Genomic DNA, 14,466 nt, shown 5'->3' on the forward strand with positions numbered 1-14,466 from the left:
TGGCTTGCTCAATCGGCGTTTAGAAAATAAGCCGAAGGGATAGAAGAATACAGGAGCCGTATACGAGGCCCGTACGTACGGTTCTGTGAGAGGGATGAGGCAAAAGCCTCACCCTACTCGATGTGTGTGGTGATTCGCCATAAATTATATGGGCGTAGGTTGGGATGAGTGAAACAAAACCCAACAAATCACAAATATACTTACTCGCTCAAAAGCCAAGAGTATGTGTTATTTATTGTAGGCGTTTAGCTTGCTGACGCGTTGATTGTTAAATCAAAATTCGGTATCCCTTAAATAAAATTGCACGTATGTAGCCTTTGGGCTACAATGGTTTTATGAAATATCGTATTAAGAAAACCAACGAGTTCGATAAATGGCTTAAAAAGCTCAAAGATCGTCAAGCTTTTATGGCAATAGCTAAACGTATTACACGTGCCATAAATGGAAACTTTGGCGATAGTGAATCTGTTGGTGGTGGCATATCTGAAATGCGAATTTTCGTAGGGAAAGGCTATCGTGTTTATTACATAATTAGAGGCGGTGAAGTTATTTTACTACTCAATGGTGGACACAAAGGCACACAAGGTAAAGACATTACCAAAGCAAAAGCCCTTTTAAATGAATTGGAGTAATTACTATGACGCTACAAACATCAGATTTTAACCCGTTTGACTATATGGAAACACAGCAAGAAATTAATACATTTTTAGAAGAGTGTTTAGCTGATGATGATCCAAATACCTTTATTGAAGCACTTGGCTTATTAGTTAAAAAGCATGGCGTGAGTGATATTGCTAAAGCAACGGGGTTAAACCGTGAAAGCTTATATAAAGCAGTTAACGGTAAAACTAAACCACGTTGGGAAACTATTTTTAAAGTGATGAAAGCACTTAACTTTCGCCTTACAACACAAGTTGCATAGGCTAGGTAGAGTGAAACGAAACCCAACAATTCACAAATATACTTACTCGCTCAAAAACCAAGAGTATGTGTTATTTATTGTAGGCGTTTAGCTTACTGACGCGCGGGCGGCAGCCCGAACAAGTATTTGAATAGGTGCTTGAGGTTACCATCACCGATAATGTGAATGCCTTTCGCGCTTTTTAAATATTAGAAACCTTATTCAAGGTTTTTTGCCAGATTGCTGGCGGCAACCAAGGGGCGGCTACCGCCGACCGCCCCTTGGAACCCCTCGGCGCACCCGAGCATCACGCTATTTCCTTCAATACACAATTGATGTGAACGTAAACGGCGAAGATAGGCCATCCATGGCCTAGTTTCGCCTTATCGCGCATCCATGCGCGATATTACTCATCAATTACTTATTTTCAGGGCGTGATGACGGGGAAGGGTGTTAAACGTGAGGTTGGTGTTTGGTTTTGGAAAGAAACAAGACCTGACCCTATGAACTTTTTTATGACTTTTGCAATTACACTTTGTAAATAAACAACTTCAAAGTTGTGGTTATATTTATGACAGATCTTCCTCGATATAGTAAAATATTTAATTAATTATATTATTATTGGATCTATAGGTTTTTTTGTGGGAAAAGGAAATAAAGCAAGGGAATACAAACCTAGTACGGTTAGGCGACTTGATATGCTTTCAGGGAACGAATGCGCAGCGCCTGATTGCGTTAGACAATTGATTGCACGTGATAAAGAGTCAATAGTCAGTAAAATTTGCCATATAGAAGCTGCAAGTAAAAATGGACCACGGTTTAGGTCATCAATGACAGACGATGAACGAAGAGGCTATGACAATTTAGTTTTACTATGTGATGAATGCCATACGATAATTGACAATAAAAATAATGAAAAATTATTTCCAGTTACTCTCCTTAAAGACTGGAAGTTATTGCATGAAGATAAAAATATCAGAAATAGTGGAGGAAGCCCCTCAGCATTAAAATCAGCTATTAACGCGATTTCAGACACAGATTTTGAATCTAATCGTCGCAATGATGACGAAGTGCAATTTAAGTTTAATATTCCGGATAAAATCGAACATAATTTTGTTAAACGACATTGCTCGATGATAAATGAATATAAAGTTAATTATGGTACGTTGAATTCTCTCTATAAAGAATTAGAAGATAATGGATCATTTAGAAAAGATAGGTTATTAAGAAATATTCGAAATATCTATTTAAAAGTAAAAGGTAGATATATTTTAGATTCGAAAGATCCGATGATGACTATTCGAAAAAATGCGGATGAAATATTTGATGATGTTCAAGATGAATTAATCTTATTGTCAGGTATTAACACTGGTTTAGATAAAGAAGATTTATTTTTCGCCATTTCAACAATAATGGTTGATGGTTTTATGAGATGTAAAATATTAGAAGAGCCGCCTAAAAATGATTGTCAATAAAGATATTTCTCCAACAAGAAAAATATATTATTTGGGTGCTATTGTTTTAGAAGTAATAGCAGATAACGGTAATTCTGCTGACTTTTTTTTTACTTATGATGAAGTAAAAAAATCAGAAAATATTTCTATGAATTTATTTACATTAACTTTAGATTGGCTTTTTATAGTTGGTGCTATCACTAGTAATGAGGGAAGTATTTCTAGATGTTCATAGAATCATTAAAAATAGAAAATGGAAATAGTCTTATAAGGGAAATTCCATTTCATAAAGGATTGAACTTAATAATTGATGAAACCCCAACTGATGATAAAAAGAAATCAGGAAATAATGTCGGTAAAACAACAGTTCTAAGGTTAATTGATTTTTGTCTTGGAGGAAAAGGCGAAAATATATATAAAGATCCTGAATTCAAAAATAAAGGAAACACCTTAATAGAAGAATTTTTAAAAAGTAATGAGGTATTAGTTACATTAACTTTAGTTAGCGAATTAGATAATGATGATGCGAAGAAAATTGTTATCCAACGAAATTTTCTACAACGTAAGCATAAAGTCCAAAAAATAAATGAAAAATCACTTAACAATGGTGTGTTTTCTTCTACGCTAAAAAATCTAGTGTTTGATTCCAAACAGAATAAACCAACGTTTAGACAAATTATCGCAAAGAATATTAGAGATGAAAAAAACCGTTTACAACATACTGTAAAAGTTTTGCACTCTTCTACAACACAAGATGAGTATGAATCTCTATATTTATATTGGTTTGGTATTGAATTGGATTCTGATCACGCAGATAGAAAGCAAAAATTAATTTCTGACATTAATATTGAAGAAGCAGTACAAAAGCAATTAACTCATACCAATACTCTTCCACAAGTAGAGCAACTACTGCTTGTAGTTAATAGGCAAATTAGTGAACTTGAAAAAGAAAAAAATTCATTCGATTTTAATGAAAATTATGAAAATGAATTAACACAATTAAATCAAACGAAGGCTAAGCTTAATAAATTAACTACTCAATTGACTCGTTTGGAAATGCGTAAAGAGTTAATAATTGAAAGTCGAAATGACTTGGAAAATGAAATAGCGCAAATAGATACATCCCGTATTGCAACTTTATATGAAGAGGCTAAGTCACTAATACCTAATATCCAACGAACTTTTGAAGAAACTTTAAGCTTTCATAATGAAATGGTTTCTGAAAAATTGGAATATATTACGGGAGAGTTGCCTAATTTAGAGCAATCAATATCCGATTTGAAACGCAAAATTCAAATCGGGCTTAGAAGTGAAAAATTTTTATCGTCTAATTTATTAAGAACAGATTCAACCCGTAATTGGAATGAGCTAGTGCATGAGTTAAATGTTAGCTACGAACAAAAAGGTGGATTGGAAGAATCAAAAAGATTATGGGAAGAATCCAATAATAAACTTGAAGAAAAGAATACAGAACTATCTTTGATCAATTTGGAAATATTAGGTAAAGATAAAGCTTTCAAGGATAGAATTACTGAATTTAACACTTTCTTTTCAGATATATCATCACGTTTATATAATGAAAAATTTGTATTAAGTCCAGATAGGAATGCTAAAGGATATGAATTAAATATCTCTAGTTTAAGTGGGAACTTAGGCACAGGTAAAAAGAAAGGACAAATAGCATCTTTTGATTTAGCTTACATTCAGTTTGCAGATAAATTGGATATTAACTGTCTGCATTTTATCTTGCATGATCAAATTGAAAATGTTCATGATAATCAGATATCTAAGTTGCTTTCAGAAATAGTTTCTGAGATAAACTGTCAATTTATAGTACCTGTATTGAAAGATAAACTACCCGTAGATATTGATGTCGACGCTTATAAAGTATTATCGTTATCTCAAGACAATAAACTGTTCAAAATATAATCTGCATCAACAAGCCCAAGGTAAATAACCTTGGGTTTTATCATTTATCTGACCTAAAGCTCAAAGAAACCAAAGAGGTCAGAAATCAGCAAGGTCAGCTCTTTCTTTTTGCCTTTTGTGATTAAGAAAAAAGGCAAAATCTGCCTCTAATAACTAATGCCGATCAGTTAGTCACTTTTTTGAATAATTAGTCATATTTTATTCAAATATAGCTAAGAAAGAAAACTAGCTGTAAACAATACTGAATGTAGGTGAAACAAAGGTTTCAGAACTATTTATCAAAATTAGTCTGAAACCCTTAATTTTATTGATTTCACCTTAAGTGAACGGCATTAGCCTCTAGTAACCCCTTTTTTATGCGCTTAAATTGGTTTTTATAAACTATAGCGCGACTAAGCTTTGCTCTAGCATTGCTTTTATTTGTTTTACTATTTTAGCTTCTGTTTCAGGTTCGAATTGTTGTATACGTGGGGTATGAATATGCCCTGTAGGTATACTTGAATTAAGCGCATCGCGCAGGCGAATACTTCGGTACGATATTTCGTTAGATAAGTAACCACCTCCGCCGCCATTTACCGCAATACTATTTTTAAGCTCGCCGTACGAACCTGCTTTATAGGTTTTTTCAAGCGTGGTGACTTCGTGATTGTCGATAACTTTATAAGGGCCTTTAGCTTGTTGCATGTAATTTACAGGCAAGCTAAATTTTACAAACTCGTTGCCCGGGAGTGGTCGGCCATTAAGTTTTGGTATTACTGGGCTTGTTTGCGTTCCACCATACACAATATTGGCATTATCGGGGGCGGTTACACTGCGGCGTTTACCCGGGAAGTGCTCTAAATCAAATTCTGTTCTGCCCATACTTACGGTTACTACCATGTCTACATTATTAAGTGCGTAGTAAGGGGCAAGTAGCGATTCTATTATGCCTTGATCGAAGTCTTCGTAGCGTACAGGCACCATAACGGTGTTTATTTCTGCGCTCACGCCGTTGTAATTAATAACTTGGCCGTCGAGTAATAACGCTGCAACACCTGAGGGGTTACTTTGGTTTATATTTCTATCAAGTAAAAATGGGTCAAAGCCTGTAAGTAATATTTTTTTAGTGCTGCCTGATGAAAAAGCAAGGTCGGTACGTCCTCTGCTGCCTTCCTCAAGTAGGGTTAATAAAGTATTTAGTTGAGCCTGCGTAATTGAAAACTTAGGTGACGTTGTGCGTATTACTTTGCTTGAAAGCAGGCGTGCCCAGTAGAGCTCTCGGTCGTCGTAATTGTTGGTTTTTACTATGCGTTGCTTGGCGTTTTCCCACAGTTCAAAGCTAAAGCTTTGCACTAATATTTTTGCACTTTTAAAGTCGTTTAATTTTTTAAATTGTTGTTCAAAAGTTGATATTTTTGGGGTAAATGCATTTAAAACACTTGGCATAGCTGTTTGGGCTTTGTTGATACGCTGTTCTTCAACAGTTAAAGGGTTACTTAAAGCAGCGAATGAAGAGGCAATTAAGCTGGTCGCTAATAATACTTTGATCATGATACTCCTAAGATAAAGTGATTGTTTTATGTGTAATTTACTATCCTACGATTGCTAACTAAGAGCAACCAATTAACGTTGAATCGACTGATATTTGCTTTTGCAGTGCATTAGTATTTTTTAATGGCCAATTGGCATCATCGGCTAATAAAAATCCTTGAGTCAAAATTGATCTTTGTGGGTTTTACTTTAAGTTTTAATCAAAAGTAAAAAGCCGCTGCAGTAATGCAGCGGCTTTTCATTATGGTTTTATGCGCTTGTGGCGACACGAGCGTAAGCCAAAATATAGTTTTAAACCTTTCTCTTTAATCGTCAGGCCCTTTTAAGGTGAACACTAAATGTTTACGCATATCTTTTAAAATAACGCCTTTTTTAAGCATTGCACCGCTTAAACGCTTTTGCCACTTTAATAAATCAGGCTCTGCGGCGGCTAAGGCTTGCTCGTTTTCAAACTGAAAGCACAGCAGTAGTGAACTTGGAAATAAGTGATATTCCACATCAAACCAACATTGCAGCATACCAGGGAGCTCAGTGCGGCCTTGTTCTTCTAATTTTTCAGCAGTATTAAGTACAAGTGCTTGCTGCTTTATTTGCACTGCAGAGAGTTTTTTCATTATTAAAATCCAAGTTAGCGGCTAAAAAATGCAGCCGGAATGCGGCCATTATACGCAAGCTTGTAGGCAGGCAACAACTTTGAAAGGGAGTTAATGTTTAATAGAGTGTATCAGCTTAAAATCTGGAGGGGATGTCGGGAGGCGCACTAGGGTTTTGCCAAGTTGCTTGCAACAACTAAGGAGTGGTTGTCGCAAGCCGCTTTTAGAGCCTCATCGCATTACGCTCAATACTTATAAGAGGTATTAATTGGGTAGGTTTATTTGGATCGGCGCTTGTCTAGTACATAACGTACGGCCATTCTTGCGACACCCGCACCAATACCTGAAACTACTGCCCATGTAACGGCCTCTTTGAGATCGGTTTCTTCGCTTGGTCTATCTTTTGGGGCTGGTTCGTTGGTAACCTTTTCCCACGATTTTTGTAAAGTTTTCCTTGTTAACATACCTGCAGATGCAGCGGCCAGACCTATACCTATCGTCGTAATTAGCTGTTTATTACTCATATTACCCTCGATTATTTAGTTGTAGCGTGAGTTATCAATATGTAACTCTTTAAGTAAGAACAGTAGTACCAGCAATTTACATACCGATAGACTCTGAAGACTTTAAATCAGGTTTTTTAAGCGGCTATTATTCTCTTTGTGTAATTTAGTCGTTTTAAATCACACTTAAGCATCAGCTAAGTAACTAACGTAAAGCCTGTGCCACTGTGCTCAGGTTTATTTTTGAGGCATTTACTCTGCAAATTAACTTATCTTATAGTCGGCTTATCTGTACATATAGTAAACACCATCGCCCTATGCTTTAATATTAAAAAAAAAGGGAGGGCGTTATGAGTAAAAATCGATTTTTATTTAATAAATACGTTGCGGTAATGGCTGTGTCGGGCACTTTGGCTGCACCGGTAACTGTGCTTAGTAACGAGCAAGGGCCGCTAGTTGAGCAGCTTTGTGCTAGTTGCCATAGTTTAAATAACCTTGAGAGTAGCGCGGGTTATAGTCAGCAGGACTGGCAAACATTAATAAGCTATATGGTTGATACGGGCGAGGGTACTGCGCTTAGTAAAGATATAAGCGCTTATTTAGCTGAGCATTATCCTGTTGATAACAAGCGCGAATCTAAGGTTGTTACGGGCGACTTAAAGCTTAGCTTTAAGTACTGGCAAGTGCCTACGCTTGGGCAGCGTGCTCGCGATCCGGTACAAGGTAAAAATGGACTTATTTGGTGGGTTGGCCAGTGGGGTAATATTTTAGGTAGGTTAGACCCTAAAACCGGCGATATGAAAGAGTACACACTGCCAAGTGGTACCTATGCGCACAGTGTGTCGCTTGATAAAAATCAAACTCCTTGGTTTTTAGGTAATAAAAATGGCACGGTTGGATATTTAGATTTAAAAACCGAAAAATTTAAAGTGTATAAAATGCCCGATAAAAACGCCCGCGACCCGCATACTGGTGTATTTGACGAGGCAGGTATATTTTGGTTTACCCTCCAGCACAGTAATATGATTGGTAAGCTAGACCCTACAACTGGCGATATTAAACTCGTTACTTTACCGACTAAAGGCTCGCGGCCATATGGTATTAAGCTTGATTCAAACGGCACGCCGTGGGTTTCGTGTAATGGTAGTAACTGTTTGATTAAAGTTGATAAAAACTCTATGGAGCTTAGCGAAATTAAACTCCCGGGTGCTAAAACGCATGCAAGGCGACTTGCCATTACGCCTGACGATATGGTTTTTTATGTTAACTCTGGTATGGGTAAACTTGGCCGCTATAACCCAAAAACCAAGAAGATCACCCAGTGGGATAATCCCAGCGGTGAAAACAGTCACCCGTATGCAATTGAATATGCCGATAACGCCATTTGGTTTAACGAGTCAGCCAAACGCCCTGAAACCTTAGTAAGGTTCGACCTTAATACCGAAACCATGCAAAGCTGGCAAATTCCGAGCAAAGAGGGGGTTTACTCAGGTTTAATTAGGCACATGCGCATGGGGAATAATGGGCTGATTATTCACCAAACAGCGACCAATCAATTAGCTGAAATTACATGGTCTGAGTAATAAATTTTCCTTTTGTAAATATATTTATATTAAAACTGCTATCGCTTGTTATTAAGTTTGTTTATGTGGGTAGGAGTTTTTTACAAAATTTGGCAATTTTTACTCTAATAATAAGAGTGTTAGCACGGGGTTTTGTTTTATATTATTGATTTTAAATGATAATTTACTTGGTTCGGGTTTTGCTTGGTAGTAAGTGTATTTTCTTAAATAAATAAAGGAGTTATTATGAGTACCGTTATTACTGGGTTATTCGAAAGTGCATCACAAGCAACACTCGCAATTTATAGATTAGAAGCTTTAGGTATTAATGAAGCTGATATAAGTATTGTAGCCAACGACTCATACGCAAAGGAAGATTTTGCTGTAGACGAAGGTAGTAAAGCTTCTGAAGGCGGCCTTATTGGCGCGGCTTCGGGTGGTATTCTTGCTGCAATTATTGGTGGTTTCACTGCCGTAGGGACTGTAGCAACAGGTGGTACAGGCTTATTAGTTGCCGGACCATTAGTCGCTGCATTTGCTGCTGGTGGCGCAGGCGCCGCAGTAGGTGGTACTTTAGGTGCCGCAATTGGTGCGTTTATCCCTGAGCACGAAATTAAGTATTATGAAGATGCCATTGAAAAAGGCTCTATATTAATTGGTATTAAGTACGACAGTGACAACAAAAACGCTATTGAAGAAATACTTAACAATGCAGGCGCAAGTAACGTATCTACAGCGTAATGCTAGCTAATTAATTAAAAAGGTGAAACTTGGTTTCACCTTTTTTTGTGCTCGCTTTTTAGTGCCGAGCAATAATACTTAATTGATTTTAAGGATTAAATCTGACGCTAACTGCGTTAAAAATTCTGATATAAAACAACTAAATAACGTAATTTTTGTCATTAAATGGACCCATATATAAACGGGTTGGTTTTAAACATGCTTTGATTATAAAAAATAAATACCCCTTATAAATATAATACGTGAAGAGTATCTTAGAAGGCTTATTTAGATTGGCGCTTCTTAAATTTATAACGTACGGCCATTCAACCAACACCAACACTTGAGACTACCGCCTAAGTAATAACTGCCTCTTTAAGATCCTCTTTTTCACTTGGCTTGTCTTTTTTGGTAGGGACGTTGGTAATCTTTTCTCACGAGCTTTGTAAATATGCCTTGGTTTTTACTTAATCTTTGAGTGAAAGTTAGCTCATTAATTAAATAGCTATTTAGTTAAAATTATTTTTAATCAATTAATTACGACTAAAAAATACATAAATGTATGTTTGCACACAGGACTGGTATAGACATTGAAACTACTTGTTTAATAGCAGCTTAATTTAGCGTTATTGTTTTATTAATTTGATACTAAACCAGGAGATGATGATGAATTGTTTGCAGTTTGATTCAAAAACTAAAAGAAGTTTAAACCGCGTTTTAAAACCGGCTTTTGCAATATTATTTACCAGCGTTTTACTACAAAATAGTGCACTGGCTAATGTAAACGTTGAAATGCACCAAGTTACTAAGTCGGGGCAGGGGCAATTACTAGGCACTATTACACTAACAGAAAATGATCACGGCGTTGTTTTTTCACCAAACTTAAAAGGTTTAACGCCTGGGCAGCATGGCTTTCATGTTCATCAATTTGCTAGTTGTGAACCCAAGAAAAAAGGCGATGAGGTAGTGCCTGGTGGTGGCGCTGGTGGGCATTTCGATCCAAAAGCTAGCGAGCATCATGATTATCCTTGGGCTAACGGTCATTTAGGTGATTTACCGGCGTTGTATGTAAATGAAAGTGGCCAAGCTAAATCGCCTGTTTTAGCGCCAAGGCTCACGCTTGAACAACTTAAACAACACGCAGTGATGATTCACGAAGGAAGTGACAACTATGCAGATGAGCCAAAGCCATTAGGCGGCGGTGGTAGCCGCGTTGCTTGTGGCGTAATAGAGTAAATATAAGGAGAATGTTATGCCATATAAAAACCGTGACGAACTACCTGAGTCGGTAAAAAGTAATTTACCTAAACATGCCCAAGAGATATATCAAGAGGCGTTTAATAGCGCGTGGGATACCTACGAGGACCCAAGCGATAGAAAAAACGACGACGACCGCGAAACCACAGCGCACAGAGTGGCTTGGTCTGCGGTTAAAAATAGCTATAGTAAAAATGAGAATGGAAATTGGGTTAAGTCGAGTAACTAGTTTTGATCAAACTAACAAAGCTAAAGCATTAAAAAGCCGCTACAGCTTATTGTAGTGGCTTTTTTATAGAGCCAGTGATTAATCACTTTTCTATTTACCCGTTTAAACAATACTTTACGGCGTGTTTGAGTAAAATTGGTAAGCAAAACCATAAGTACTGCTTTAAACACGAATGTGAGTTTAGTTTAAATTTACGTTATTATTTGTTTGTATTAGCCAAGCCAGAGAACACTTTGAATTATTTAGCTCATCTTTATTTAGCGCAGCCCACAGCCGATTCTCACTTTGGAAACTTGTTGGGTGACTTTGGTGGAAAAAGGCATATAGTTCACTTACCAAATACGGTTAAAAACGGGCTCGATAACCACTATTTAGTCGATAAATTTACAGACTCCCACCGCGCAGTTAAACATGCCAAGCAGTACTTTTCACCTGAGCGAAAACGTTTTGCTGGTGTGGCTATTGATGTGGTGTTTGATCATTTTTTAATTGTGCATTGGCAGCGCTTTAGCAAGCAACCTTTAAGTGATTTTAAGTACACCAGCTATCAGCTTTTGAATAATCGCATACCTGTGATGCCGCCGCGCATGCAGCATGTTGTAACAAGTATGACCAAAAACGATTGGTTTAAAGAGTACGAAACCGTTGAGGGAATAGGAGTAGCACTTGATAATATTGCTAACCGCATCCGTTTTACTAATAACTTTGCGGGCGCGGCTGATGACATAGCGCGTAACTACGATGAATTAGAAGCCGTATTTTTAGCGTTCTTTCCGGAGCTAATTAAGCATGTAAGTGAGTTTGACCTTGAAAGCACCCCAAAAAATGGCATAAAGCGCATTATTTAAAGTTTTCATCAATTGTTAACCTTTTGTGATAATTTAAGGTAAAAAAAGCGCTACTCTAATACAAATTAATTTTTGAGTGTTTTTAATGATTCGCAATTACTTGGCTATTGTGAGCTTTGCCGTTTTAGCGGCATTTCAATCTGGTGCTGTATTGGCTTTCGACTTTGACTTAAAGTCGGTACGAACAACTATTTCAAATCCAAATACTAGCCACGCATTAATATATGATGACTTGGCTGGGAATAATCAAAAAACACTCTTTTCGTTAAAGCCCATAAACAACCAACGTGTGGGTGTATTTTTTGATATTAACGACATTGAAATTGGTTATTCAGCCGATATTTTTGAAGATGATGTTGAAACAAAAACACAAGATATACTGCTTTCATATAGAAAGTTTAAAAATTCTAAAATCACTTTTAACTATCAAACGCTTGAAGGACTGCAAAGCACGGCTAGCAATTTAAGCGGCAATCAGTTAGAACAACTTTTCTCGCAAAATACACGTTCAACCAAGTTTGAGCTATCTGGCCAACACAACTTTTATACCTTCAACAATAAAGAGTCTTTGTTTGAGCATTTTTTTCTTAATAGGCCAAAGCTAAGTAACAAATTTGATTTGTCGTTAAGTATTGTTGGCGCGTGGTCTTTCAAGCATGTATCCCTTGAGAATAAAGATAATATTGTATTTCAGGCTGATTTTTTAAATTCGTCTGCACCAAAGGTCACTAAGTTAATTTCTAATTCGTATGGAGCGAGTATTGGCTCGCTTTTATCATTTTCGTTACCGCATAATGTTCACGTATTTGCTGAATACAAAGTAGGTAAGGGAAATATTCGAAATACAGACCCTGGGCTGGGGTTAAAAGATTCTGGCGGTGAAAAAGTTGAAGCATACGGCGGTGGAATGTCTTGGACTTCTGACAATAAAAAACTTATGGTTGTACTTCGTGCATGGGAGCAAACAGGCCGGCATATAGATACTTCTTTTGGTGATTTGTCAGTAATTAAGTTTTTTTAGTATTGAGCACCGAAATAGTGAATTTACCAGGAATACTATGAGTAATAATAACGCAGTACCTCAGGCTTATGTGAAGCAAGAGGAAGGTTATAGAATAAAAGCCTTAAGATTATACCCTTGGGTATGCGGGCGTTGTGCTCGTGAGTTTGAGTACTCTAATTTGCGTGAGTTAACGGTGCATCATATAGATCATAACCACAGTAATAACCCTGAAGATGGCAGTAACTGGGAGCTATTGTGTATTTATTGCCACGACAATGAGCACAATAAATACCACGAACATATTATGTATGGCGGGTCGACTACAGAGCGAAAAGTTGAGGCTGCAACGCATTCTCCATTTGCCGATTTAAAAGCGATGCTTAATAAATCAAAGTAGCTTTAGAGAGAGCTATTTAGCAAGAGCGAAGCATTTTGTGCCTCGCTCAAACTTGTCGCTAAATTTTAATCGCCTCAGTGGGCGTTGTTGATAATCCACTAAAATACTTCATTACAAATTGGCCTTGGCTGTCTTTTTCTATTACTAAGTAATTGTTTGAATTAGGATAGTAAAAGCTATTTTTAGACATGGTAATTAGTTTTGTTTTATCGCCACCGGTGCGCTTAGAATACAAAACGTCATTTTCAAAAATTAGGCTGCGTAAGGTGTTTTTATCAATACGGTAATCACCCAATACGGGCGCTAACTGCTGCGCTGTTACATCTGCTTTTTTAAACTCGGGGAGCGCAATACCCAGTGCTTTGGCTGTGAGTTTTTCGTTGATAAAAATAGGGTTTATGTGGTTTGAATTAGCCAGTACTGCAACATATAGCTTTTGCTCTGGAATATAGCGTGCATGTGCTAAAAAGCCATTTATTCCGCCAGTGTGTTTAATTACGGTGTATTCATTCAAAGGCTTAATAATTAATCCGTAACCATAGGATGAAAAGCTGCCGTCATTGAGTTTAAAAGGGCTAACCATCTTCTCATAACTTGCTTTACTAATAAGCTTGCCAGACGATAATGCGCTAAACCAAATGTTTAAGTCGGTTGGGGTAGATATAAGCGCACCTGCGGCATAAGGCCAGTCCATATTAATATAACTTGTGTTTATAAAGCCTTGCTCTGTTTGCTCATACCCAGCTGCGCGGTGAGCAACAATTTCTTGCCCTTCATAGCTGCTTTGAGTCATCCCTAGTTTTTTAAATATATTTTGTTCAATAAAGTCTTTGTAAGATTGCCCACTCGCCACTTCAATTATTTTACCTAGCAGTGAATAGCCAGTGTTCGAATAAGCCATCGCTTCGCCGGGTTTAAACACCATTGGGTGTTTGGCAAATCTCTTGAGTGTATCGTCAACGCTGGTGGGTACTTGTATTTCTTTATCGAATAAGTCGTCGTCATCTGTGTAGTTGGCAATGCCTGAGGTGTGGGTTAATAAGTTTTCGATTGTGACGAGGTTACCTTCAGTAGGAAAGCTTGCAACATACTTATGAATATCATCGGTAACCGCTAGCTTACCTTGCTCTTGCAGCATCATAATTGCAGCTGCAGTAAATTGTTTTGAAATGGAACCTAAACGTAAAACGCTTTGCTCATTAAGTGCAATGTTATGCTCAAGGTTGGCAAGCCCGCGCGTTCCTTTGAAAAATACTTTGCCATTTTTGCTTATAATTACAGATACCCCAGGCTCGTTTTCAGCAAGGTTTTCGTTAAGAATTTGCTGATATTGCGAGGCCGTCGGATTTGCTATTACAAGGCTGGGTGTTAATAGCAAGAGGGCTAACAAACAGCTAGCGTAAAATGGCTTAATCATATTCATCCTTTTAGTTTTTATACCAAACCTGTAAATAGGTTTAGCGATCCTTGTGCTTATTAATGAATTAATATTGCACAGCTAAAAAGTAAACTCAACGCTTCGCTTTAGTTACCCATATAC

Annotated in this window: 16 protein-coding genes; 12 read left to right on the forward strand and 4 right to left on the reverse strand. The window is 37.2% G+C overall.

Features of this window, described 5'->3' with window-relative positions; all coding sequences use genetic code 11:
- Positions 1 to 335: 335 nt before the first annotated feature.
- The 5 genes from H4J63_RS13775 (at position 336) to H4J63_RS13795 (ending at position 4,284) form a co-directional block, all read left to right on the forward strand.
- Positions 336 to 632 carry a type II toxin-antitoxin system RelE/ParE family toxin gene (locus H4J63_RS13775; RefSeq protein ID WP_182197111.1) on the forward strand — a complete coding sequence of 99 codons (297 nt, stop codon included), beginning with the start codon at positions 336 to 338 and terminating at the stop codon, positions 630 to 632.
- Positions 633 to 637: 5 nt separating this feature from the next.
- Positions 638 to 922: an addiction module antidote protein gene (locus H4J63_RS13780; RefSeq protein WP_096793685.1), complete on the forward strand. Its 285-nt coding sequence runs from the start codon at positions 638 to 640 to the stop codon at positions 920 to 922.
- A 620-nt stretch (positions 923 to 1,542) separates the two neighbouring features.
- Entirely contained in the window at positions 1,543 to 2,376 is an 834-nt protein-coding gene (locus tag H4J63_RS13785; RefSeq protein ID WP_182197113.1) for an ABC-three component system protein, read from the forward strand.
- Entirely contained in the window at positions 2,363 to 2,590 is a 228-nt protein-coding gene (locus H4J63_RS13790) for an ABC-three component system middle component 6 (protein ID WP_182197115.1), read from the forward strand. Before H4J63_RS13785 ends, H4J63_RS13790 begins: the two co-directional genes overlap by 14 nt.
- Positions 2,581 to 4,284 carry a DUF2326 domain-containing protein gene (locus H4J63_RS13795; RefSeq protein WP_182197117.1) on the forward strand — a complete coding sequence of 568 codons (1,704 nt, stop codon included), beginning with the start codon at positions 2,581 to 2,583 and terminating at the stop codon, positions 4,282 to 4,284. Before H4J63_RS13790 ends, H4J63_RS13795 begins: the two co-directional genes overlap by 10 nt.
- Before the next feature lie 381 nt (positions 4,285 to 4,665).
- Here H4J63_RS13795 and H4J63_RS13800 read toward each other — a convergent pair whose 3' ends face one another.
- From H4J63_RS13800 to H4J63_RS13810, 3 genes are all read right to left on the reverse strand, one after another.
- Complete coding sequence (locus H4J63_RS13800) at positions 4,666 to 5,814, reverse strand: hypothetical protein (RefSeq protein WP_182197119.1); 1,149 nt, start codon at positions 5,812 to 5,814, stop codon at positions 4,666 to 4,668.
- Between the two features lie 305 nt (positions 5,815 to 6,119).
- Complete coding sequence (locus H4J63_RS13805) at positions 6,120 to 6,428, reverse strand: hypothetical protein (protein WP_138488578.1); 309 nt, start codon at positions 6,426 to 6,428, stop codon at positions 6,120 to 6,122.
- A gap of 257 nt (positions 6,429 to 6,685) precedes the next feature.
- The gene (locus tag H4J63_RS13810) at positions 6,686 to 6,931 is read right to left on the reverse strand and encodes a DUF4235 domain-containing protein (protein WP_002958040.1); all 246 of its coding nucleotides are present in this window, start codon (positions 6,929 to 6,931) and stop codon (positions 6,686 to 6,688) included.
- Between the two features lie 329 nt (positions 6,932 to 7,260).
- Between H4J63_RS13810 and H4J63_RS13815 the strand changes: the two genes are divergently transcribed.
- From H4J63_RS13815 to H4J63_RS13845, 7 genes are all read left to right on the forward strand, one after another.
- On the forward strand, positions 7,261 to 8,493 hold the full coding sequence (locus H4J63_RS13815) for a cytochrome C (RefSeq protein WP_182197121.1): 1,233 nt from the start codon (positions 7,261 to 7,263) through the stop codon (positions 8,491 to 8,493).
- Between the two features lie 225 nt (positions 8,494 to 8,718).
- Positions 8,719 to 9,213, forward strand: a complete 495-nt coding sequence (locus tag H4J63_RS13820) for a hypothetical protein (protein WP_182197123.1) — start codon at positions 8,719 to 8,721, stop codon at positions 9,211 to 9,213.
- 645 nt (positions 9,214 to 9,858) lie between these two features.
- On the forward strand, positions 9,859 to 10,428 hold the full coding sequence (gene sodC, locus H4J63_RS13825) for a superoxide dismutase family protein (protein WP_182197125.1): 570 nt from the start codon (positions 9,859 to 9,861) through the stop codon (positions 10,426 to 10,428).
- Between the two features lie 16 nt (positions 10,429 to 10,444).
- The gene (locus tag H4J63_RS13830) at positions 10,445 to 10,678 is read left to right on the forward strand and encodes a ChaB family protein (protein ID WP_182197127.1); all 234 of its coding nucleotides are present in this window, start codon (positions 10,445 to 10,447) and stop codon (positions 10,676 to 10,678) included.
- 233 nt (positions 10,679 to 10,911) lie between these two features.
- Positions 10,912 to 11,526 carry an ACP phosphodiesterase gene (locus H4J63_RS13835; protein ID WP_182197149.1) on the forward strand — a complete coding sequence of 205 codons (615 nt, stop codon included), beginning with the start codon at positions 10,912 to 10,914 and terminating at the stop codon, positions 11,524 to 11,526.
- A gap of 85 nt (positions 11,527 to 11,611) precedes the next feature.
- Positions 11,612 to 12,547, forward strand: coding sequence for a hypothetical protein (locus H4J63_RS13840; RefSeq protein ID WP_182197128.1), 936 nt, complete (start codon positions 11,612 to 11,614; stop codon positions 12,545 to 12,547).
- Positions 12,548 to 12,584: 37 nt separating this feature from the next.
- Positions 12,585 to 12,926, forward strand: coding sequence for a YajD family HNH nuclease (locus H4J63_RS13845; protein ID WP_182197130.1), 342 nt, complete (start codon positions 12,585 to 12,587; stop codon positions 12,924 to 12,926).
- 58 nt (positions 12,927 to 12,984) lie between these two features.
- Here the strand turns inward: H4J63_RS13845 and H4J63_RS13850 are convergent, their stop codons facing one another.
- Positions 12,985 to 14,343, reverse strand: coding sequence for a serine hydrolase (locus H4J63_RS13850; protein WP_182197132.1), 1,359 nt, complete (start codon positions 14,341 to 14,343; stop codon positions 12,985 to 12,987).
- Between the last annotated feature and the right edge of the window lie 123 nt (positions 14,344 to 14,466).

The sequence above is a fragment of the Pseudoalteromonas sp. 5Ae-yellow genome, assembly GCF_014077565.1.
Classification (GTDB): Bacteria; Pseudomonadota; Gammaproteobacteria; order Enterobacterales; family Alteromonadaceae; genus Pseudoalteromonas.